Genomic DNA, 20,759 nt, shown 5'->3' on the forward strand with positions numbered 1-20,759 from the left:
GCAAGGCCCGCAAGGGCCTTGTTTCAGGCGCGCAGATTAAGCTCATGGAGGATTTCGCTGACATCGCCGCCCAGGTAGCGCGAACTGAAGCCCAGCGCCTTGGTCAGCCGGTGCATGGCGTAGTTGCTCGACAGGTCCCTGGACACCATGCACTGGTAGCCATTGCGCCGAGCCGCTTCGATCAGGTGCTGCAGCAACAGCTTACCCAGCCCTTTGCGTTGCCATTGTTCACCGACAGCGACGGCACATTCGCAATTGTGGCTACCCGGGGTTGCGGCATAGCGGCTTACGCCAAGCTGATGCAGCTGGCCATTCGCATGGGCCAGCGCTACGTAGGCCATGCGCTGGTGACCGTCGACCGGCATCAACTGCGCGTCAAGGCCGGGCAAGCCACCGCTGAGTCCGGCGAGAAAACGAAAGCGCCGGGCCTCATGGCTGATCGTGCTCATAAAGCGTCTGTCCCGTTCGTGATCATCATCGCGCAGCGGGCGAATCAGCACGGCTGTGCCGTCAGCAAGGGTGTCTACCCAGTGCTCCCTCATGTCTTCGGTTTCCAGCAACTGATTGTTCATAGGGCCTCCAGAGGGCCTGATCAACGTGGGCTGTACTGGTTGTACCGTGAGGCGTCGGTACGGTTCTGACATTGATCAAGTGGGTGCGCAGGTGATGATTTTCTGATTTGCATCAAGCGCTGAAGGGTAGGGCGCTCGAAGATCAATGCTACTTGCCATCGCCGCGTGCGGCCGGAGGTTTCCCATGGATCAGTATCGACAACTGCTGGTGCTGCTTACAGACATAGACCCGCACTCGGCGGCACTGCACCGGGCACTTGCCCTGGCGCATGTCAGCGGCGCAGCGGTGCATATCGTTGGGCTGTTCGAGCCATACGAGGCGCATCCGTTGCGTCAGGAACGGCTGAACGAAGCCGAGATGCAGCGCCAATACGGGCTCTATCGCAAGCAGCTTGAGGAACTGGTCGAACGTCACCGGTCCAGTAATGCCTATCTGACGCTCGATACCGTCAAGGCAGAAGACCTGCGCGACCAGGCAGCCGACTACATCCGCGAGCTCAAGCCCGATATGGTCATCAAGGACACCGAAACAACACCGGCACTGGCCCGGTTTTTCGGCACGCCGCTGGATTGCGCGCTGATGCGGTCGTGCCAAGGCTTGATGCATTTCGTGCCCCGGGCAGCCGCGCCCTTGCCCAAACGCATACTGGTAGCCGTGGACACCGCCTTGCACGATGAACCCGATGCCCAGATGCTATTCAACCGCGCCCTCATCCGGGCAGCCGATGCCCTGGCGCTGCAATGCGATGCGCAGTTGCACCTGCTCTCGGCATATGACCTGGTTGGTGTGTTTGCCCCGGACATGCTGGTTGCGCAGACCTGGGTCGAGGAGATGCGTGATGCCTTGCAGGAGTCCTTCGATGCATTGGCCGATGCCGAAGGTGTGCCCCTCGATTGCCGGCATTTCAAGGAAGGCGGGGCAGTGCACGTGATCCGGGAGCAGGTGGCGGCCCTGGATATCGACGTGGTGGTCCTGGGGGTAGTACAGCCCAAGGGTTTGAGCAAGCTTCTGGGCGACACCACCGAACGTATGGTGAGCGATCCACCGTGCAGCGTACTGTCCGTTCATCCCTGCGTGATCGACACCTGGGAGCCAACGCCATGCAACTGACCTTTTTCGGCGGTACGGGCACGGTGACGGGCAGCAAGTTCCTGCTGACGCGTGATTCGACACGGGTGCTGATCGACTGCGGGCTTTTCCAGGGCTACAAGCAACTGCGCTTGCGTAATTGGGAGCCACTGCCGGCGGCACTGCGTGCGGTCGATGCGGTAGTGCTTACGCATGCGCACTTGGACCACAGCGGATACCTGCCGGTGTTGGCGCGCGAGGGCTTCAGCGGGCCTGTATATGCCACCCCTGCGACCTGTGCCCTGGCTGAAATCCTGTTGCTCGACAGCGCCCGGCTGCAGGAGGAGCAGGCCGAACATGCCAATCGTCATGGCTATTCCAAGCATTCGCCGGCCCGCCCCTTGTACACCGAGCAGGACGCTAAGCGCGCATTGCAGCTGTTCAGGCCCGTCGCGTTGCACCATCGCACTCAGATCGCGCCCGGTGTCGAGCTGTTGCTGCGCACGGCTGGGCACATTCTGGGCGCGGCGACCGTGGAGCTGAAGGTGGATGGCCAGACGGTAGTGTCATCCGGCGATCTGGGGCGGCCCCGGGACCCTGTCATGCGTGCGCCCGAACTGATCGAGGCAGCGGATGTGCTGCTGGTGGAGTCGACCTATGGTGACCGTTCGCACCCTGCCCAGCCCGCGGAACGTTACCTGGCCGATGTGATCAACCAGACCCTGCTGCGCCATGGCATCACGTTGGTGCCTTCGTTCGCCGTTGGCCGTGCACAGTTGTTGATGTACTACCTGTACACGCTCAAGCGCGACGGGCTGATACCGGATCTACCGGTGTACCTCAACAGCCCGATGGCGACGGATGCCACGGCCCTGTACCGGCAGTTCAGGGTTGAGCACCGCCTGACGGCGCTGGAGTGTGCGCAGATGTGCAAAGGCACGCATTTCATCCGCACAGTCGATGAGTCCAGGCGCCTGGATCAGCTGCGCGAACCTGCGGTCATCATCGCCGCCAGCGGTATGGCGACCGGGGGGCGGGTGTTGCACCACCTGAAGGCGCTGGCGCCCAATCCGCACAACAGCATCCTGTTCTCTGGCTTTCAGGCAGGCGGTACCCGGGGGGCCGATATTGTCGCCGGGGCGCGCAGCGTGCGCCTGCATGGCGAAGACGTGCCGATTCGGGCACAGGTGTTTGCTATGGACAACCTGTCGGCGCATGCGGATGCCGACGAAATCATGGAGTGGTTGCGCGGTTTCACCCGGCCACCGCGGCAAACCTACGTCATTCATGGCGAACCGCATGCTGCGGACACCTTGCGTCGACGGATAAGCCTTGAGCTCGGCTGGCAGGTGTGCGTGCCCGAGCACCTGGAAACGGTTGCCATAGACCCTGTGCGCTAGCACGGTGCTGGAGGTTCTCATGAATATGCAAGCAAGGGCAAAGCTCAGGGCCTGGGTAACACGGCCCAGGGGCAGCCTTGGATGGATCGCGGCAATTGCCACGCTGGTGGTTGCCGCCTCGGTGTATCAGGTGCTGGGCCCGGCCTGGCGGCTGCCCATGCGTGCCCCGGTCATTGTGCTGGCAGTGCTGGCGCTGAGCGCAGCGGTCGGGTTGGCCGTGCACCGCTGTTTCAAGGGCGCTGTGGGCGAGACCATTTTTTCCGGGCAGGGGACAGGTTGGCAAGCGAGGCTTGCCTTGGTCCGGGGTGTGGCCAGAGAGTCGAACATTATGCTGGGCATGCTGCTACTGTTGGCCGTGCTGGGCATAAGCACACTCGTGCTCGCCAGCCGTTCCGTACAAGGCATTGTGAGCGGGTGCGAGACCAACTTGCAGGCACAGATTGATCTGCCAGAGGATCGAGCGTTCGCCGCACTGGTGGCCAAATCGGTCTGCCAGTGCCTGGCGCAAAGTTTTCTGGATCGCAACGGCGTCATCCGGCTGGCCCTGTTCAATACGCCGTTGCTTGAAGTCAGGGCGTTCGAGGGGGTGACCGCGGCCGATGAGCGGCAGTGCCTGGAGCAACTGGACCTGCTGCCAGAGGCCACCGCCGCGGCACCGCATCAGCCCAGCGAAAGCCGGTGAATCAGCTGGCTCGGGTCATCCGGATCTCTGGCGCTGGTAAACCCTGCTGCCTGTGCCAGGTCGCGCATCGCCACATTGGCCGCAGCGTCCATGGAATACATGTGCCGCAGGCCCTGGGCGCGGGCGTGGTCGATCAGGTGCCGGAGCAGCAATGTGCCCAAACCGTGACGCTGCCAGCTATCGAGGACGGTGACGGCGCACTCGCAATCTTCAACATCCGAACCGGTGGCGTAACGGGAAATACCCACCTCCTGCAGCTCACCGTCGACATGGGCGAGGGCCACGTAGGCCATTTGCTGGGCCTGGTCAACGACCATCAGTTGATCCAACATGGCTTCGCCAGGCTCCTTGAGCTGGCACAGGAAGCGGAAGTGGCGCGACTGTGGCGACAGGCGTTCAATAAAGTTCTTCTCGCGCTGGCGGTCTTTGGGCTGCAAAGGCCTGATCAGCACATGGGTGCCGTTGTCGAGCGCTTCGATCCAGTGTTCGCCGGTGGTGGCAGGAAATGACGCTGCGGCGGGGGGACGGGGTATTTCGGCGGATGCCATGGCAAGCCTCCTTACATGTTGGGGTGTACAAAGGAGGTACAGTTTCAACGCGACGCTGTTTGCGCGCTTGATAGTTGTCAATTGCCGGGCTGATAGACCCACGCCTCGCTACTTGGTTTTCCAGTACTTCTGCATTTCCAGAAACAGAAAGGAGGCCGTCCAGGTGATCATCACCAGGCCCGTCAGCGCCTGCAGGCCTGTGAGGTATTTGAGGTCGCCACTTGGCGCGATATCGCCAAAGCCTATGGTGGTGTAGGTGGTGAATGAGAAGTACACGCAGTCCATGAAGGTGCCATCGAAGTTGCCGCTCAGCGTGCCCCAGCCTTTGGCATTGGCCATCAGGTAATAGGCTAGGGCAAAGCACCAGACTTCCAGTGCGTGGGCCGCCAACGCGCCGAACACCCCGATGACGATGCGAAACCGGCTCCAGAGCTTGAGCCGCGGTAGCCAGTCGTTCAGGCGTAGCAGGCATTCGTAATGAATCACCACCACCAGCATCACTACCAGCGCGTTGATCAGCGTGACGGTAAACATCGACGGCTCCCCTGTGGCCCTGACAGAAGTTTGGCCGATAAAGGCCATCGTGCCGGTTCTTCGCTTGAACATCACTGGGTGATTGATAAAGGTCGGTCTGCAGCCGCTTTTATCGTGCCGGGTTCTGTCTACAACGGTCAGTACGCGGACTGCGACCAAGGTCGAATCCGTGACTTCAGATTCCCTTCAGACTGACCACAGATACTCACCCCATCAAGCCCAAACGGGGGAAGTTTCATGGCCCAGTCTCAGTGGAGTAGCCTGCTCCCATTGCCTATCGGCAGCCACATCGAGCATCACGCCCACTTATCGCTTCATCTGCACAACGACCCTGTACGCGATGAGATTGAGCACTTCATTCATCAGTGTTTTGCCAGCGTGCATCACGCTGATGTGCACCATTACCTGCCAGAACTGCTGGCGCTGCACGACAGCCATGGTCGGCTGGTTGCTGCCGCAGGCTTGCGCCTGGCCAGCAGCGGGCCGCTGTTTCTCGAGCACTACCTGGATGAGCCGGTGGAAGCTGCAGTTTCACGCATAGCGGGCTGCACCCTTGAGCGTGAGTGCATGGTCGAAGTCGGCAACCTGGCCTCGCTCAGTGCCGGTAGCGCGCGAATCATGATCATAGCGGTGACCTGGCTGCTGGCTACACGGGGCCTTAAGTGGGTGGCGTTCACCGGCGCGAGGACACTGATCAACAGTTTCCAGCGCCTGGGGTTGGTGCCATCGGTATTGGCGTCGGCCGACCCGGCTCGGCTGAATGGGCAGGTGGACCAATGGGGTACCTACTACATTCAGCATCCGCAAGTCTTTGCCGGCAGTATCGGTCATGGCATCGATGCCTTGAGCAAGGCTGGGGTGTTCCAGCGCCTGGGGTTGCCAACAGCCTTTCAGGAGACTGGCCATGCCGCATGAGCTGGAGGGCTTTCATCAACTGCTGGTCAAGTTTGCCCGCGATCACGGTAACGCCATTGCCGTGCAAGGGGCGACCGAGCGCTTCACCTACAGGCAGTTGCTGGCAGAGGTGGGGTTGCGCATCCATAGCTTGCGCAAGCGTTCGCCAGGCCCGCTGGTACTGGCCTTGGATAATGGCCCGCAGTTGCTGTTCTGGGACCTGGCGGCGCTGTTTGCCGAACGTCCCTGTGTGATCGTGCCGTCTTTCTTCAGTACTGCCCAGTTCAGCCATTGCATCGAGCAGAGTGGTGCCAGCAATGTGCTGTGCGACCCGCAATGGCACGGGACGCTCGCCGAGCTGGGTTTCGCTCAACAGGACGTGTTCTGGGTTCGCGAGGCAGAGCCCGCTGCAGCGCTGCCTGCCGGTACCGCCAAGATCACCTACACCTCCGGCAGCACGGGCAAGCCCAAAGGCGTGTGTTTGTCTGTCCAAGCCCTGTTGCGTGTCGCCCGGGAACTGGAGGTGGCCAGCCGGCCCAGTGAAACTCAGCGTTATCTGGCGGTACTGCCGCTCGGTGTGCTGCTGGAAAACCTCGGTGTCTACGCCGCATTGATGGCCGGGGCGAATGTACTGCTGTACCCCCAGGCGCAACTGGGCATGGGCGGTGCAAGCCAGGTCGATTTCAAGCGCTTGCTGGGGGCCATCGCCCTAAGCGGCGCGCAGAGCCTGATTCTGGTGCCACAGCTGTTGATGGGGCTGATCACTGCCATCGAGCGCGGGCTGATGCGGGTGGGGGCGCTGCGCTTCGTTGCGGTCGGCGGTGCCCGGTTGGCGCCCAGCCTGCTGGCCCGCGCCGAAGCGATCGGCTTGCCGGTATTCGAGGGCTATGGCTTGTCCGAGTGCGCTTCGGTGGTGGCCTTGAACCGGCCTGGCGCAACCCGCCCGGGCAGTGTCGGCAAACCGCTGCCCCATGTGCAGGTGCGTATAGCCGAGGACGGGGAGGTACTGGTGGCGGGCTCGGTGTTGCTCGGCTATCTGGAGGAACCACCTGTCTGCGATAGCTGGTGGGCCACAGGCGACCTCGGCCACTTCGACGAGGAGGGCTACCTGTACCTCGATGGCCGCAAGAAAAACCAGTTCATCACCAGCTTCGGGCGCAACGTCAATCCGGAATGGGTGGAGGCCGAACTGACCCAGAGCGGTGTGATCGCCCAGGCGTTTGTGCATGGCGAGGTTCTGCCAAAGAACCTGGCTTTACTCTGGCCGTTGGACCCCGCTACCCCCGACGCACTCATCCACCAGGCCGTGCAGCAGTGCAATGCCTTGCTGCCGGACTACGCCAGGGTACATGCCTGGCGCCGCCTGCCGTGCCCACTGTCCAGTAGCGACGACACACTGACCGCCAATGGCCGCCCGCGACGCGAGGCCATCCTGCGGCGTTACCACTCCCTGTTATCCGATATCCCGTTGTGAGGTCTGCCATGTCCTTTTTCGATACCCTGCAAATGCATACTAGCCAGGAGCGTCAGGCCCTGTTCGCCGTGCCGGTCATACGCGATGCGTTGGCGGGGCACGTCAGCCTCGACAGCTATGTGGCCTTCCTGACCCAGGCATACCACCATGTACGCCATACCGTGCCGCTGATGATGGCGTGCGGGGCGCGCCTGCCTTCGCGCCTGGAATGGCTGCGCGGCGCCGTGTGCGAATACATCGAGGAGGAGTACGGCCACGAACAGTGGGTCCTCAATGACATCAATGCCTGCGGTGGCGACTGGGAAGCGGCCCGTGACGGTCGGCCGGCGCTGCCCATCGAGCTGATGATCGCCTACCTTTACGACATGATCGCCCGTGGCAACCCGGTTGGGCTGTTTGGCATGGTCAACGTGCTCGAAGGTACCAGCATTGCCCTGGCTACCCAGGCCGCAGGCGCGATCCAGAGCACGCTGGCGTTGCCCGATAGCGCCTTCAGCTACCTCAGCTCTCATGGCGCGCTGGATCAGGACCACATGGTCACATACCGGCAATTGATGGACCGCCTTGAAGATGCTGACGACCAGCGGGCTGTGATCCATGCGGCCAAAGTGGTTTATCGCCTGTATACCGACATGTTCCAGGGGCTGCCGCGTGCGGGCCTGCACGAGGTGCGTCATGCGCTTGCCTGAGTGTGTGGTGATACTCACCGGTGCCAGCGGAGGCATCGGCCTGGAACTGGCAGAACAGCTGTGCGCAGCGGGCGCCCGGGTACTGGCGGTGAGCCGGCAGATAGGCAACCTCGCCAGTTTGATGAACCATTATCACGACAGGCTGCTCTGGCAGTCGGCCGATCTGCGCAGCTATCACGGACGTGAGCAGGTGCTTGCCCGTGCCAGGGAGATGGGCGGGGTCAACGTCCTGATCAATGCCGCGGGCGTGAACCGTTTTGCCCTGTTCGACCAGATCGACGAACAGGCGCTGGACGAGCTACTGGACATCAACCTCAAAGCCGCCCTGCAACTGACGCGTGTGTGCCTACCGCTGCTGCGCGCACAACCCAGGGCACTATTGGTCAACGTCGGTTCCACCTACGGCTCGATCGGCTACCCCGGCTATGCCACCTACTGCGCCAGCAAGTTTGCCCTACGTGGTTTCTCGGAGGCGCTGCGCCGCGAGCTGGCCGATACCTCGGTGAATGTCATGTACGCCGCCCCCCGGGCAACCCGCACCGCGATGAACAGCACCGCTGCCACGGCGCTCAACAAGGCGCTGAAAGTCGGCATGGATGACCCGGCAGATGTTGCCCGCGCTGTGCTCAAGGCCGTGCAGTCAGAACGCAGCGAGCTTTACCTGGGCTGGCCGGAAAAGCTCTTCGTGCGTATCAACGGTATGTTGCCCGGCGTGGTCGACCGTGCACTGCGCAAGCAACTGCCGATGATCCGTCGTTACCTCGCTAGCCATTCCAAGGAGTCGATCAAATGAAACGTCTGTTCATCGCTAGCCTGCTGGCGTTTGCACCGCACACCTGGGCGCTGGACCAGGCCGGCAGCCAACAATTGGCTAACTTGCAGCAGCGCTGGGCGCAGATCCAGTACCAGACACCTAAAGACAAGCGCGCCGAGGCGTTCGAGAAACTGGCAATCGACGCCTCCACGCTGGTTCATCAGCACCCGGGCTCGGCCGAACCCTTGATCTGGGAAGGCATCATCAACAGCAGTTGGGCGGGTGCCACCGGCGGCCTGGGGGCGCTGGGCAAGGTCAAGTCGGCCAAGGCCAGCCTCGAACAGGCGATGAAACTCGACCCCAATGCCCTGCAGGGCTCGGCTTATACCAGCCTAGGCACCTTGTACGACCAGGTGCCGGGCTGGCCCATCGGGTTCGGTGACAGCGACAAGGCTGACACCTTGTTGCGCAAGGCGCTGCAAATAAACCCCAATGGAATCGACAGCAATTACTTCTGGGCCGATCATCTGTTCCGGCAAAAACGCTACGCTGAAGCCACTGCCGCCCTGGAAAAAGCACGCCAGGCGTCACCACGGCCAGGCCGCGAGCTGGCCGACCAGGGCCGGCGTGGCGATATCGATGTTTTACTCAAGGCCATCAAGGACAAACAGGACTGAACATGCGGCTGCTGCTGGTTGAGGATGATACCGCCTTGGGCGAGGGGATCTGTGACGGGTTGCGCCAAGAGGGCTACACCCTCGACTGGTTGCGCGATGGCCTGAGCGGGCTGCATGCCCTGCAACACGAGGTGTTCGACCTGGTGATACTCGACCTCGGGCTGCCGCGGCTGGGCGGCATCGAGCTGCTGCGACGGGTGAGGGCAGGGGGCAACAGCCTGCCGGTGCTGATCCTCACCGCGCGCGATGCTACCGAGGACCGTATCTCTGGCCTGGATGCCGGTGCGGACGACTACCTGGTCAAGCCCTTCGACCTCAACGAGCTCAAGGCCCGCCTACGCGCCTTGCTCAGGCGCAGCGCCGGGCGGGCCAAGGTGCTCATCGAGCACGCAGGTGTAAGCCTGGACCCTGCCACGCAGCAGGTGCACTACAACGGTGTGCCGGTGATACTGACGCCCAAAGAGTATCGTCTGCTGCACGAGTTGCTCGCGCAACCGGGCAAGGTGTTCACCCGTGAGCGACTGACCCAACTGCTGTATGGCTGGGACGAGGAGCCTGAGAGCAACACGCTGGAAGTGAACATCTATCACCTGCGCAAGAAACTGTTCAACGGCCTGATCCGCACGGTGCGCGGTATCGGTTATTTGGTCGAGGCCAAGCTGTGAGCTCGTTGCGCCAGCGCACGCTGTGGCGGGTGATGCTGCTGATGCTGCTCGGCACCGGCTTGTTGGCGTTGTACAACTATCACGACAGCCGACGCGAGATCAACGAAGTCTACGATGCTCACATGGCTCAGAACGCCCGGCTGTTGCAGGGAGTGATGAACCTGCCGGTGCAGGATGGCAACCGTGAAAAGCTGTATCAGGCATTCAACGAGGCATTGGGCAAGGCAGGGCGCCACCGTGTGGGCCACCCCTATGAGAGCAAGCTGGCGTTCCAGGTGTGGGGGGAGGGAGCACGGATGCTGGTGCACACCCCCAGTGCACCGACGCTCGACGCACCGCCCACGGCGGCGGGCTTCTACGATTTTGCCAGTGGTGGCGAACAGTGGCGCGGCTTTGTATTACCGGTGCCCGAAAAACAGTGGGTAATCTGGGTGGGTGAGCGCGACGATGTGCGTTACGACCTGATCGACCGCATCGTACGCCATACCCTGTTCCCGTTCCTGCTCGGCAGCCTGGGCCTGGCGCTGTTGGTTTGGGCGGCCATCGGCTGGGGGTTGCGACCGTTGCAGAACATGGCCGATGTGATTCGTGCGCGCCATGCCGACTCCCTTGAGCCGTTGCAATTGGTGCCGTTGCCGACCGAGCTTGAGCCCATGCAGGCGGCCATCAATCGCCTGCTTGCGCAGATCGATGACCTGCTGCGGCGCGAGCATCGGTTCATTGCCGACGCCGCCCATGAGATGCGCACGCCGCTGGCGATCCTGCGCCTGCATGCGCAAAACGCACAAGCCGCCAGTACCGATGCCGAGCGCCAGAAAGCCCTGGGCTTTCTGATTGGCGGCGTGGACCGTCTGACCCGGGTGGTCAACCAGTTGCTGACCCTCGCCCGTGTCGAGCCGCGCATTGGTCAGCGCGCCACCACCCGTGTCGACCTGGGCGAAGTGGTCACCGATGTGCTGGCGGATCTCACGCCCTGGATACTGGATCGTGGCCTGGAGCCCTCGCTGGAGCTGAGCGAAGGCGACCATGGCCTGATGATCGATGCCGGAGCGCTGGGCATCGCCTTGCAAAACCTGGTTTCCAATGCGGTGGAGCATTCACCGCCTGGCGGGCGCATCACGGTATCACTCAGGCGCCTGGCCACTCGCTTCGAACTGGTTGTCGAAGATGAAGGGCCAGGGATAGACGAGGCGAATCTTGTGCGGGTATTCGAGCGCTTCTATAGCCGCAATAGCCCCAATGGCGCAGGGCTGGGGTTATCCATCGTGGCCACCATTGTCGAGCGGCTGGGTGGGCAGGTGCGCCTGGAAAACAGGGCCACTGGTGGGCTGGCTGCCATCGTGTCGCTTCCCGTGCAGTGAGCTGCCCGAGCAAATCACTGCACGGTCTCACCTGTTTCCCATCACGTATCGGCACTTCAGGCTTCGTTAAGCTTGGGCTGACAACGTGCTGGTGTGCGTTGCCCCGGTTTGCCTTCAGCGCCGATGGGCAGCGAATACTTCCCTTGTAACAAGAGACCTCACACCTCTGCTGGCTTGGCTGATGCTCGCGGCCGCTGGCAAGCCGTTACCCTATTTCCAGTTCCAAGCCCAGGGCGAATGAGCCCTCAAGCTTGGTTGTCTTCGTAGCGCGACTAGAAGGTGCTGCTCAGCAGCCAACCGACCACGCCGCAGCCCAGGACAACCAACCAAGCAGGCCACTTCCACAACATCAGGGCCATCAAGGCGATCAGCGCCCATGCAAAGTCTGCTGGCTTGGCTATGGCGCTCGTCCACACCGGTTGGTACAAGGCAGCCAGCAGAAGCCCAACCACGCCGGCGTTTACACCGGCAAGCGCTGACTGGCTGCGGGCGCTGCGCCGCAGTGTTTCCCAGAAGGGCAATACACCGATCACCAACAGGAAGGAGGGGGTGAAAATGGCGAGAATGCCAATGGTCGCGCCCACCCAGCCGGACGGCTGCACGCTCATGGATGCGCCCAGGAAGGCTGCAAACGTGAAGAGTGGGCCCGGTATGGCCTGCGCCAGGCCATAACCTGCGAGAAAGGTGTCATTTGCGACCCAGCCATTGGCCACTGTGGCCGACTCCAGCAACGGTAGTACGACATGGCCACCGCCGAATACCAGCGAGCCTGCGCTATAAAAGGCGTTGATCATTGCCAGTGCTTGCGAGGGCCAGACACGGGTCAATAGCGGCAAGCCGACCAACAAGGCAAAGAACAGCACCAGCGCAGCCAGCCCGGCCTTTCGGCTGAGTGAAAACGGCAGCTCTTCCCCTGCCGGCGAGCCCGAAGGCTTGAGCAGGATCAAGCCTGTAATGGCCGAGCCTGTGATCACGGCTATCTGCCCGATTGCGTTGGGCCACAGCAGCGCGGTACAGGCAGCGAACAGGGCGATGGTTACCCGCGCAACATCGGTGCAAAGGCTACGTGCCATGCCCCACACCGCCTGGGCCACCACGGCGACTGCGACGATTTTCAGGCCGTGCAACAGTCCACCTGGGGCGCCACCTCCCCATGCACCCAGGCCCTGGGCACAAAGCGTCAGCAGGAGGGCCGATGGCAATGTGAACCCTGCCCACGCAGCGACAGCGCCCGGCAACCCTGCCCGTGACAGGCCCAGAGCGATGCCAACCTGGCTACTGGCGGGGCCGGGAAGCAGTTGGCACACGGCGACCAGCTCGGCATAACTGCGCTCACTGAGCCATTGGCGGCGCGCTACAAATGCTTCGCGAAAGTAACCCAGGTGCGCAATGGGGCCACCGAAAGACGTCAACCCCAGGCGCAAGAACACCAGAAACACCGACCAGGCAGAGTCGCTGGGCTTCACGCCGCAGTGAGTGCGTTCTGACAAGGCAGGCTCCTTTGCTTAGTGACGCTGCAGTTTGCTGGGAAACAGCCAGCCTTGAAGCTTGTTGTGGCGAGTAGACCGAGCGCCGCCCGCGCGGCGCTCGGTTTCACAGGCACTGAAAATCCTGCGACAAGCCCCCAGAACCCGTACGCATTTGTGCAAAGTTTGCGGTTCGCCGCCTACGCTGTCCAGAGTCTTGGTCAGCAGGAGGCACCATGAGCAAGGGCGACCTTCTCGTTCCAGGATTTTTTGCTGTTGGTGCTGCTGGCACTTGCGCTGTTCGTTTCCTCGGCGCTGATATTGCCCAGCCGCAGCGAGGACGAGCGCGAAGGCCTTTGCGTGTACTTCGAGCAGGATGGCCGCTACGCGCTGCTGTTCCTCTCGGGCTATTACCTGCTGGGGTTCATCGTCAACATGCTGTTGTTCGGCGTTTCGCCCATGGCGCTATGGGGCGCCTTTGACGTGATCATGATCATGATCACGCTGTGTGTGTTTGCAGCCAGCTCGCGCAAGGCCTATGCGCTGCTGACCGTGGCATTCGTACCTCTCAATATTGCGGACCAGGTGATATCGCTGGTGACGTGACCGAGGTCTGACGCTGCGCATTAAAATCTATGCAAGGACGATACAATATCTGTACAAAATGCTATTGTTGTACAGTATTTAGGCGTGCTCGAGGTCAGTATGGCGCTCTGTGCCCGTTGGACTTGCCTTTGTCTGCTACTGGCTGCCTTTTCGGCGGTGGCGGACTGGCGAGCGGAGCTGCCTGGGGCGCAACGGCTGGGGAGTGGTGAGTTCACCTGGTTTGGCCTGCGTCTCTACACAGCCCAATTATGGACAGCAGGGCCAGTTCATGACTGGAACCAGCCTTTCGCCCTTGAGCTCCTCTACCACCGTTCGTTGTCCAGGGACACTTTGGTACAGGCCAGCCTTGAGGAAATGCGCCGCCTCAACGCCGGCAGCATAACGCCGCAACAACGCACGACGTGGACCCAGGCGATTGAACAGGCATTCGTGGACGTGCGCCCCGGCATGCGCATTACTGGCTTGTACCTGCCAGGGCAGGGCTGCCGCTTTTACGTCGACGGTAACCTCAGCCGCGAAATCGCCGACCCGGTCTTTGCCAAGGCGTTCTTTGCCATCTGGCTCGCCCCCCGAGCCAGGGATACACAACTGCGTCAGCGCCTGCTTGGGCTGGCGGGCAACGACCGAGGAACATGAACATGTACAGAGTGTTGTTGCTGGTTTCCTGCCTGCTTCTGGGCAGCTGTGGCAATGTCGGTGTCGAGCACTATGCCCAGGAGCAACCGAAACTGGACCTGGCTGCTTTTTTCTCGCGACCGGTGCAGGCCTGGGGGATGTTCCAGAAGCGTTCAGGGGAAGTGGTCAAGCGCTTCCACGTGCGTATCGACAGCCGCCGCGAAGGTGAGCGGTTGATCCTCGACGAACATTTTCTCTACAGCGATGGCACTCGCCAGCAGCGCACCTGGACTCTGGTGCCGGACGGCCCTGGCCGCTGGCGCGGTACCGCGGGGGACGTGATCGGCGAGGCGCGCGGCGAAGTGGCGGGTAACGCGCTGCGATGGCGTTACCAGCTGGACCTGCCGGTTGACGGGCGGCACTGGCAGGTAGACCTGGACGACTGGATGTACCTCATGGATGACGACACCCTGATCAACCGTTCGAGCATGAGCAAGCTAGGCGTTGAGATCGGCCAGGTCACCCTGTTCTTCCGCCGCCTGCCAGAGGGCACACCATGAACCTGATCGCGCTTACCCAGCTGGTCTCGACCGGCGAAGCAAAGGAACTTGAACTGCTGTCGCTGGAGGGTGGCTTCTACCTCCTGCGCGCCTTGACCGACGCCGGCCCCGTGACATTGAGCGATGCCCATGGGCAGCCCGTTCGCGTGCGCTCCACTACCGAGCTGCGGCAGCTGTTGGCTGACCTGCCACCCGTGCCCTGCATGCTGGTACAGCAGGTGGTGCATGATGAGATGTGCGGGCAACGTGACGGCCCCATTGCGCCGCTGCGCGTGCCCGTAACGCTCACCAGCCAGTGGTAGCCTGAGCGATGCGCCTGGGCCTTGTGCTGGGTGACCAGCTGTCGTTCGACCTGGCGAGCCTGACTGCCCTTGACCCCGCCCGCGACGCTGTTCTGATGGCGGAAGTGGAGGGTGAGGCCCGCTACGTGCCGCATCATCCGCTCAAGATCGCTCTCATCTTCAGCGCCATGCGGCACTTTGCCCAGGCCCTGCGTGAGCGGGGTTGGCAGGTGCATTATGTCGAGCTCGATGCTGACGGCAACAGCGGCAGCATCGTTGGCGAGTTGCATCGCTGGCAACACGCTCTGGGCGCCACGCACATTCACCTCACCGAGTGCGGGGAGTGGCGCCTGGAACAGGCTTTGCGAGATGCCGCATTGCCCCTCGTGTGGCATCGCGACACACGTTTTCTGTGCTCCCGCGAAGCCTTCGCGCGCTGGACCCATGAGCGTCGCCAGCTGCGTATGGAGCACTTCTACCGTGGCATGCGAAAGCGAACCGGTCTGCTTATGGAGCCGGACGGCAGTCCGGCAGGTGGGGCCTGGAATTTTGATGGTGACAACCGCAAGTCATTACCTCGCCAGTTGCGTGGGCCGTTCGCTGCGCATTTCACGCAGGACGGGATCACGGCAGCGGTGGTCGCCCTGGTACGTCGGCGCTTCAGCGACCACTACGGGGACATCGACGGCTTCGACTACCCCGTGACCCATGCCGAGGCACAGCAGCTGTGGCAGCATTTTCTGGATTTTGGCCTGGCGGCTTTCGGCGACTACCAGGACGCGATGGCCGAGGGCGAGCCGTATCTGTTCCATGCGCGCATCAGTGCGGCGCTCAATATCGGGCTTCTGGATGTGCGATGTCTGTGTGAGGAGGTCGACAAGGCCTGGCGCGAGGGGCGGGTGCCGCTCAATGCTGCTGAAGGCTTTATTCGCCAGTTGATCGGCTGGCGCGAGTATGTGCGCGGTATCTACTGGCTGCGCATGCCGGAGTATGCCGGGCTCAATCACCTGGGCAACGACCGAGCGTTACCTGAATTCTATTGGACCGGGCGCACCCGCATGCGCTGCATGGAGCAAGCCATCGGGCAGACCCTGCGGTTGGGCTACGCGCACCATATCCAGCGGCTGATGGTGACGGGCAACTTCGCGTTGCTGGCCGGTATCGTGCCCACCGCGATTTGCGAGTGGTACCTGGCGGTCTATATGGATGCCTTCGACTGGGTCGAGCTGCCCAACACGCTTGGCATGGTGATGCACGCCGACGGCGGCTACCTGGGGTCCAAGCCGTACTGCGCCAGTGGTCGTTACATCCAGCGCATGTCCGATCATTGCAAGGCTTGCAGTTACAAGGTCGATCATGTGATCGAGGACGATGGCTGCCCATTCAATGCCCTGTACTGGCATTTTCTCATCCGCCATCGCCCCCTGCTGTCGACGAACCCGCGTTTGGCTCTGGTCTATCGCAGCCTCGATGGCATGACGGCTAGCCGGCGCGACGCCGTGTGGCAGCGTGGCCAGGCATTGTTGGCGCAGCTCGATGCGCAGCAGGCGCTATGAAAAAGAGCCTTTTGCCCAGCAAGGTCTGCGTGGTGTGTGGTCGGCCGTTCAACTGGCGTAAGCGCTGGGCTCGCTGTTGGGAGCAGGTGCGCTACTGCTCCGAGCGGTGCCGCAGGTCAGCGCCGCGCCGCGAGGCGCGCCAGCAGTGGCAGGGCCAAGGCCCAGATCGGCATCAGTAGCAGGCCGGTTTGCAGCGCACGGGCATCATGCACCGTCAGGCAAAGGGGCGCGCCGTGCCAGTGGCGCTGCCCACAGCAGGTGCGCGACGCCGATCGTGCGCTCCTCGAAACATTAATCTATACAGGAAGACGATCTTGTATAGGTTTTGGTCATTGCTCGGTCTGTCCCAGTTGCGAGCGCAATTCAGCCACTTCAGTCTCCAGCTCGCGTACCTTCTCCTCGGCGAATATCTGCGCAGTGACGTCGCGCTGAATACCGATGTAGTACGTCAGCTGGTCCGCTTCGTTGTACACGGGCGTGATGGACAACTCATTCCAGAACAGGCTCCCGTCCTTGCGGTAGTTGCGCAGCACCTGGCGGCAGGGGCGGCCTTCGCGGATCGCCTCGCGGATCTTTGCCAGGCCCTCCTGGTCATTAGCCTCGCCCTGAAGAAAACGACAGTCCTGATAGAGGATATCGTCGGCGCAGTAGCCGGTCAGGCGCTCGAAGGCGGGGTTGACGTAGATAAGGATGCTGTCATTGCCTTCCTGCTCGGCGACGACGATGCCATCGTTCGAATGCTCGACCATCAGTTGCAGGAGTTTCGCGTTGATCATAGGGCCCACCTACAGCGTTTCGTATGCGATATGCGCAGCGTAGCTTCTGTGCAGAAGGTTTCGGCGCCGTTTGTTGCATGATGAACGAAGGAGGCTCGCCGCAGAAGCTGCATATGGGTTTAGAATGCTCTATCACTCGGATATTCCTTCGTAATGACTGACGCTACCCCACCCGATTTGCTACCTATGCGCGATGTTGTCAGCTTGACCGGCATCAATCCGGTGACCTTGCGTGCCTGGGAGCGGCGCCATGGGTTGATACGTCCGCAGCGCACCGAGGGCGGCCATCGCCTGTACACGGCGCGGGATGTCCAGCGCATACGCGACATCTTGCGCTGGACGGCAAACGGCCTGTCCGTCAGCAAAGTCGGCGATCTGCTCGCGTCCCAGCCTGAGGCGTCTGTGCAGCAACAATCGGCCTTTGACGATTGGCGCGCGGCCGTGGCGCGCGCAACCAAGGCATTCGATGGGCCGGCACTGGAAGGGATCCATGGTCAGTTGTTCACACTCTTGCCCAAGGCCACCGTGCTGCGTGAAGTGCTGATGCCGGTTTGGCATGACCTGGCTTCAGGCACAGCGCCAGGCCAACGTAGCCAATGGTTATTTCTCGACACGTTCTTGCGCGCCCGCTTGCTGCTGCGTCTGCAGGTGAACCAGGTCGATGCGCCGCAGGTTCTGCTAGCCGGAAGCGAGGGGCAAGCCGAACTCAGTGTGTTGTGCGCCGGGCTACTGCTGAGCAGTGAGCTACAGCGTATCGACGTGCTCGGCTGCGGTCAGCCACTTGAAGAACTCCCCATCGTGTGTGCGGCCATGCAGCCTGCGGCACTGGTGATAAAAGTCCAGGCGCCGGTGAGCCCCAACTTGGCCAAGCGCTTGCGGTCGTTGCAGATGGAAATTGTGTGCCCGCTGGCCTTGATAGGCGAGGGGCTGGCCGATTCGCAACCCGCCTTGAACGGAATCCCGCTATGCCTGCTGGACGAGGGAGGCGCTGACGCCGCGCGCATGCTGAACGCCTTGCACCGCGGTGCTCTTGACGTTTGAATCGCCTCTGGTTTCGTAGACACTTACGCTTGGCTGGAAAGCGGAGGTGTATACAGCTACCGCAAAGATGTACAGCGACCTGGCTATCGACGCGATTTGCAGTGACTGATCCTCACTCAAGTTAGCTGCCAAAGATTGAGGTGGGAGCATGAGTGCAGCAGGGGAAAGAATCGTTTATAACTCGACTAAATGACTATTTAGCGTAGTTATCGTAGAAGATCGGCGAAAATACGCCAAATTGGTAAATTCAAGCACCGGCTTGGCGCATGGATGTGCACTGTCAAGCGAAGGCCGTTGGTTTGAAAGGAGCGGGCGGCGGGCTTTCGACACCTTGCAACCAGTCGCAGTAGTGGGCCACGCCTTGCTCTACTGTCAATGTGTGTGCCTTGTATCCTGCAGCGCTCAAACGCCCTAGGTCGGCACAGGTGTAGCACTGGTATTTGCCACGCAAATGTTCAGGAAATTCGCTGTACTCCAGGACGCCTTCACGCAGAGCCATATCCAGAGACATCGGGGTTTGATCTTGCTGCTCACGCAGTCGATTGATGACTGCCAGCGCAACGTCATTGAACGGTTGGGCGCGGCCGCTGCCGACGTTGAAAATGCCGCTCAGATGTGGGCGATCAAGGAAGAACATATTGACCTCGAGCACATCATGCACCGAAACGAAATCACGCAGATGGCCACCGCTTGGGTAATCGCCATAGCGACCAAACAGGCAGACTTTGCCATGGGCCTGATACTGGTTGAAGCAGTGCAGGGCCACGGACGCCATCGCGCCTTTGTGCTGTTCGTGGGGCCCGTAGACATTGAAATAGCGCAAACCAACGACCTGGCTGCGTGCAACCGGCAACTGCCGGCGCACCTGTTGATCGAACAGGAACTTGGAATAGCCATAAACATTCAGCGGGCGCTCACAATCGCGTTGTTCTCGAAAATCCTGGCCGGCGCCGTAGACGGCCGCCGATGAAGCATATAACAGTGGTATCTGCTGGTCCTGTGCAGCCCGCAGCAATTCACGGCTGTACCGGTAGTTGTTATCCATCATGTAACGGCCGTCAGCTTCGACGGTGCTTGAACACGCGCCTTGGTGCAGCACGGCGCGCACCTTGCCAAACTGGCCACGGCTGAAGCGATCGAGAAAGTCGTCCTTGTCCAGGTAGTCGGCAATGTCGCTGTCGGCCAGGTTGCGGAATTTGTCGCCGTCGCTCAAGTCGTCGACGGCGATGATCTCAGTCTCGTTGCGTTGGTTGAGCGCCTGAACGAGGTTGCTACCGATAAATCCCGCGGCGCCGGTTACGATGATGGTCATGCCAGATTCCCCGTGAGGGTGCGGAGACCGCATTTTAAATCTGGGAACCTGGGGCAACGTTAACCTGGGTCAAGGAAAGGCCTTGGGCTGCCTTCGAATCTGACCACCCACGGCCCTGCGCTGAAATACGAATATTCGCATAATGCATATTATGTTAAATCACGTATTACGTTAGCACTCACCCATAGCTCCCAAGCCTACAAACGTCACCACCTTCGCTTCGGCGATTACACTGGCTTGTGTGCACGTATGAAGCTGATGTTCCGATACGGATCAAAGTACAGGCAGGAATGGTTCGTCGAGTCGGATGGGATCAGGCGCCTCATCTGCTCACGGGTGCGCAAAGTCAGGTTCCAGTCCATAAAGGCCTCCATGTATCCACGCCCCCAGTTGTCAGGGGTGAAATTTGCGATCAACAGTTCCCCACCAGGCTTGAGTTTCGCCCAAAGCCATTGAGTCAGCGTTTCGGCTTGGTAGCTTTGCAGGTAATCGTAGATGCCCATGCTGTAGATAAAGTCGAACCCGGTATGCTCGTCCTTAGCCGGCAGGCTTTTGACGTTGCATTGCCATGAGGTCAAAGCCAGCGCTTCGTTTACAGCACTTGCCTGCTGCAATGTTCTTTCATCGTGGTCCAGCGCTACGTAGCGCTTTATCTTGCTGCGCGTGGACGGCGCCAGTAACTCCAACTCCCTGCAATGCCCGCATGCGACGCTGAGAACATCCAGTGAAGGCCTGTCATCCGCCAGTTCGTCCATGAGCTTCGCAATGTGCTCGCGACGCCAGCGCACGCTAAGCGCATTAGGGCTTCCCGTCACGACGTCGAAAATCTGCTTTCCGAGTTGTGTCGTGCCTGAGGGTGCGCAGAGGTAATAGGCATAGTCGAGCATCTCGGCATCGCCGGCGTACCCACGAGGCTTTTCGAAAGCACGCCGCGTGTAGGGATCCTCTTGCAACGTCTGGAAAATCGGATGCTGTCGGCAATTGGCCACTATGAGGGCCTGCCACAGCGAATCGGGCAATCCTTGCCTGCACTCTGTGAGCAGTTCTGTCATGCAGCTGATTGCATGAAAGTGATTGTCCTGCTGGATTTCGTACTGATAGGCGTCGAGCTCTTCTGGAAGGCTTTTCATCGTTGACCTCCGCATTGCACATTGGGACTAACGATTTAGGCATAGCTCATTTCGCGCCCGGAGTACGGCAAAACACCGGTCAGCAGCGATACCCTTT

At 61.1% G+C, this 20,759-nt stretch carries 24 protein-coding genes; 17 read left to right on the top strand and 7 right to left on the bottom strand.

Annotation, left to right across the window (positions count from 1 at the left end):
• Window positions 1-23: 23 nt before the first annotated feature.
• The gene (locus ACIPIJ_RS10800) at window positions 24-572 is read right to left on the bottom strand and encodes a GNAT family N-acetyltransferase (RefSeq protein ID WP_401076073.1); all 549 of its coding nucleotides are present in this window, start codon (window positions 570-572) and stop codon (window positions 24-26) included.
• A 184-nt stretch (window positions 573-756) separates the two neighbouring features.
• Here ACIPIJ_RS10800 and ACIPIJ_RS10805 point away from each other — a divergent pair, with 184 nt between their 5' ends.
• The 3 genes from ACIPIJ_RS10805 to ACIPIJ_RS10815 all read left to right on the top strand — a co-directional run bounded on the left by ACIPIJ_RS10805 (window position 757) and on the right by ACIPIJ_RS10815 (window position 3,723).
• Window positions 757-1,683: a universal stress protein gene (locus ACIPIJ_RS10805; RefSeq protein ID WP_401076076.1), complete on the top strand. Its 927-nt coding sequence runs from the start codon at window positions 757-759 to the stop codon at window positions 1,681-1,683.
• Entirely contained in the window at window positions 1,674-3,041 is a 1,368-nt protein-coding gene (locus tag ACIPIJ_RS10810) for an MBL fold metallo-hydrolase RNA specificity domain-containing protein (protein ID WP_401076079.1), read from the top strand. The genes ACIPIJ_RS10805 and ACIPIJ_RS10810 overlap by 10 nt, the downstream gene beginning before the upstream one ends.
• Before the next feature lie 157 nt (window positions 3,042-3,198).
• The gene (locus ACIPIJ_RS10815; protein WP_401076081.1) at window positions 3,199-3,723 is read left to right on the top strand and encodes a hypothetical protein; all 525 of its coding nucleotides are present in this window, start codon (window positions 3,199-3,201) and stop codon (window positions 3,721-3,723) included.
• Here ACIPIJ_RS10815 and ACIPIJ_RS10820 read toward each other — a convergent pair.
• Entirely contained in the window at window positions 3,702-4,271 is a 570-nt protein-coding gene (locus tag ACIPIJ_RS10820) for a GNAT family N-acetyltransferase (RefSeq protein WP_401076084.1), read from the bottom strand. The two genes, ACIPIJ_RS10815 and ACIPIJ_RS10820, sit on opposite strands and share 22 nt — an antisense overlap.
• Window positions 4,272-4,379: 108 nt before the next feature.
• Window positions 4,380-4,805: a potassium channel family protein gene (locus ACIPIJ_RS10825; RefSeq protein WP_181106317.1), complete on the bottom strand. Its 426-nt coding sequence runs from the start codon at window positions 4,803-4,805 to the stop codon at window positions 4,380-4,382.
• A gap of 237 nt (window positions 4,806-5,042) precedes the next feature.
• On the opposite strand from ACIPIJ_RS10825, the gene ACIPIJ_RS10830 reads away from it, so the two are divergent.
• The 7 genes from ACIPIJ_RS10830 to ACIPIJ_RS10860 are packed head-to-tail and all read left to right on the top strand — an operon-like array spanning window position 5,043 to window position 11,319.
• Window positions 5,043-5,720, top strand: a complete 678-nt coding sequence (locus ACIPIJ_RS10830; protein WP_401076086.1) for a thermostable hemolysin — start codon at window positions 5,043-5,045, stop codon at window positions 5,718-5,720.
• Complete coding sequence (locus tag ACIPIJ_RS10835) at window positions 5,710-7,173, top strand: AMP-binding protein (protein WP_401076088.1); 1,464 nt, start codon at window positions 5,710-5,712, stop codon at window positions 7,171-7,173. The genes ACIPIJ_RS10830 and ACIPIJ_RS10835 overlap by 11 nt, the downstream gene beginning before the upstream one ends.
• A gap of 8 nt (window positions 7,174-7,181) precedes the next feature.
• Window positions 7,182-7,862, top strand: coding sequence for a TenA family transcriptional regulator (locus ACIPIJ_RS10840; RefSeq protein ID WP_401076091.1), 681 nt, complete (start codon window positions 7,182-7,184; stop codon window positions 7,860-7,862).
• On the top strand, window positions 7,849-8,655 hold the full coding sequence (locus tag ACIPIJ_RS10845) for an SDR family oxidoreductase (protein WP_401076094.1): 807 nt from the start codon (window positions 7,849-7,851) through the stop codon (window positions 8,653-8,655). The genes ACIPIJ_RS10840 and ACIPIJ_RS10845 overlap by 14 nt, the downstream gene beginning before the upstream one ends.
• Window positions 8,652-9,293: a tetratricopeptide repeat protein gene (locus tag ACIPIJ_RS10850; protein WP_401076097.1), complete on the top strand. Its 642-nt coding sequence runs from the start codon at window positions 8,652-8,654 to the stop codon at window positions 9,291-9,293. Before ACIPIJ_RS10845 ends, ACIPIJ_RS10850 begins: the two co-directional genes overlap by 4 nt.
• A gap of 2 nt (window positions 9,294-9,295) precedes the next feature.
• On the top strand, window positions 9,296-9,958 hold the full coding sequence (locus ACIPIJ_RS10855; RefSeq protein ID WP_401076099.1) for a response regulator: 663 nt from the start codon (window positions 9,296-9,298) through the stop codon (window positions 9,956-9,958).
• A complete protein-coding gene (locus ACIPIJ_RS10860; protein ID WP_401076102.1) occupies window positions 9,955-11,319 on the top strand; it encodes an ATP-binding protein in 1,365 nt (454 codons plus the stop codon). Before ACIPIJ_RS10855 ends, ACIPIJ_RS10860 begins: the two co-directional genes overlap by 4 nt.
• A gap of 272 nt (window positions 11,320-11,591) precedes the next feature.
• Here ACIPIJ_RS10860 and chrA read toward each other — a convergent pair whose 3' ends face one another.
• A complete protein-coding gene (chrA, locus tag ACIPIJ_RS10865) occupies window positions 11,592-12,809 on the bottom strand; it encodes a chromate efflux transporter (protein WP_401076105.1) in 1,218 nt (405 codons plus the stop codon).
• 255 nt (window positions 12,810-13,064) lie between these two features.
• Between chrA and ACIPIJ_RS10870 the strand changes: the two genes are divergently transcribed.
• The 6 genes from ACIPIJ_RS10870 to ACIPIJ_RS10895 all read left to right on the top strand — a co-directional run bounded on the left by ACIPIJ_RS10870 (window position 13,065) and on the right by ACIPIJ_RS10895 (window position 16,582).
• A complete protein-coding gene (locus ACIPIJ_RS10870) occupies window positions 13,065-13,391 on the top strand; it encodes a hypothetical protein (protein WP_401076108.1) in 327 nt (108 codons plus the stop codon).
• Window positions 13,392-13,490: 99 nt separating this feature from the next.
• On the top strand, window positions 13,491-14,027 hold the full coding sequence (locus ACIPIJ_RS10875) for a chalcone isomerase family protein (RefSeq protein WP_401077548.1): 537 nt from the start codon (window positions 13,491-13,493) through the stop codon (window positions 14,025-14,027).
• A 2-nt stretch (window positions 14,028-14,029) separates the two neighbouring features.
• A complete protein-coding gene (locus tag ACIPIJ_RS10880; protein WP_401077550.1) occupies window positions 14,030-14,566 on the top strand; it encodes a DUF3833 domain-containing protein in 537 nt (178 codons plus the stop codon).
• Window positions 14,563-14,868: a DUF6482 family protein gene (locus ACIPIJ_RS10885; RefSeq protein WP_016486281.1), complete on the top strand. Its 306-nt coding sequence runs from the start codon at window positions 14,563-14,565 to the stop codon at window positions 14,866-14,868. Before ACIPIJ_RS10880 ends, ACIPIJ_RS10885 begins: the two co-directional genes overlap by 4 nt.
• An 8-nt stretch (window positions 14,869-14,876) precedes the next feature.
• On the top strand, window positions 14,877-16,403 hold the full coding sequence (locus ACIPIJ_RS10890) for a cryptochrome/photolyase family protein (RefSeq protein ID WP_401076110.1): 1,527 nt from the start codon (window positions 14,877-14,879) through the stop codon (window positions 16,401-16,403).
• Window positions 16,400-16,582, top strand: a complete 183-nt coding sequence (locus ACIPIJ_RS10895) for a DUF2256 domain-containing protein (protein ID WP_401076113.1) — start codon at window positions 16,400-16,402, stop codon at window positions 16,580-16,582. The genes ACIPIJ_RS10890 and ACIPIJ_RS10895 overlap by 4 nt, the downstream gene beginning before the upstream one ends.
• Window positions 16,583-16,732: 150 nt before the next feature.
• Here ACIPIJ_RS10895 and ACIPIJ_RS10900 read toward each other — a convergent pair whose 3' ends face one another.
• Complete coding sequence (locus tag ACIPIJ_RS10900) at window positions 16,733-17,179, bottom strand: PAS domain-containing protein (protein ID WP_401076115.1); 447 nt, start codon at window positions 17,177-17,179, stop codon at window positions 16,733-16,735.
• 153 nt (window positions 17,180-17,332) lie between these two features.
• Between ACIPIJ_RS10900 and ACIPIJ_RS10905 the strand changes: the two genes are divergently transcribed.
• The gene (locus ACIPIJ_RS10905) at window positions 17,333-18,220 is read left to right on the top strand and encodes a MerR family transcriptional regulator (RefSeq protein WP_401076118.1); all 888 of its coding nucleotides are present in this window, start codon (window positions 17,333-17,335) and stop codon (window positions 18,218-18,220) included.
• Window positions 18,221-18,500: 280 nt separating this feature from the next.
• Here ACIPIJ_RS10905 and rfaD read toward each other — a convergent pair whose 3' ends face one another.
• Together rfaD and ACIPIJ_RS10915 are read right to left on the bottom strand one after the other, a co-directional pair.
• The gene (gene rfaD / locus ACIPIJ_RS10910) at window positions 18,501-19,532 is read right to left on the bottom strand and encodes an ADP-glyceromanno-heptose 6-epimerase (protein ID WP_401076121.1); all 1,032 of its coding nucleotides are present in this window, start codon (window positions 19,530-19,532) and stop codon (window positions 18,501-18,503) included.
• A 227-nt stretch (window positions 19,533-19,759) separates the two neighbouring features.
• The gene (locus ACIPIJ_RS10915; protein ID WP_401076124.1) at window positions 19,760-20,662 is read right to left on the bottom strand and encodes a class I SAM-dependent methyltransferase; all 903 of its coding nucleotides are present in this window, start codon (window positions 20,660-20,662) and stop codon (window positions 19,760-19,762) included.
• Between the last annotated feature and the right edge of the window lie 97 nt (window positions 20,663-20,759).

This window comes from Pseudomonas sp. NPDC087185 (genome assembly GCF_044744955.1).
Lineage (GTDB): Bacteria > Pseudomonadota > Gammaproteobacteria > Pseudomonadales > Pseudomonadaceae > Aquipseudomonas.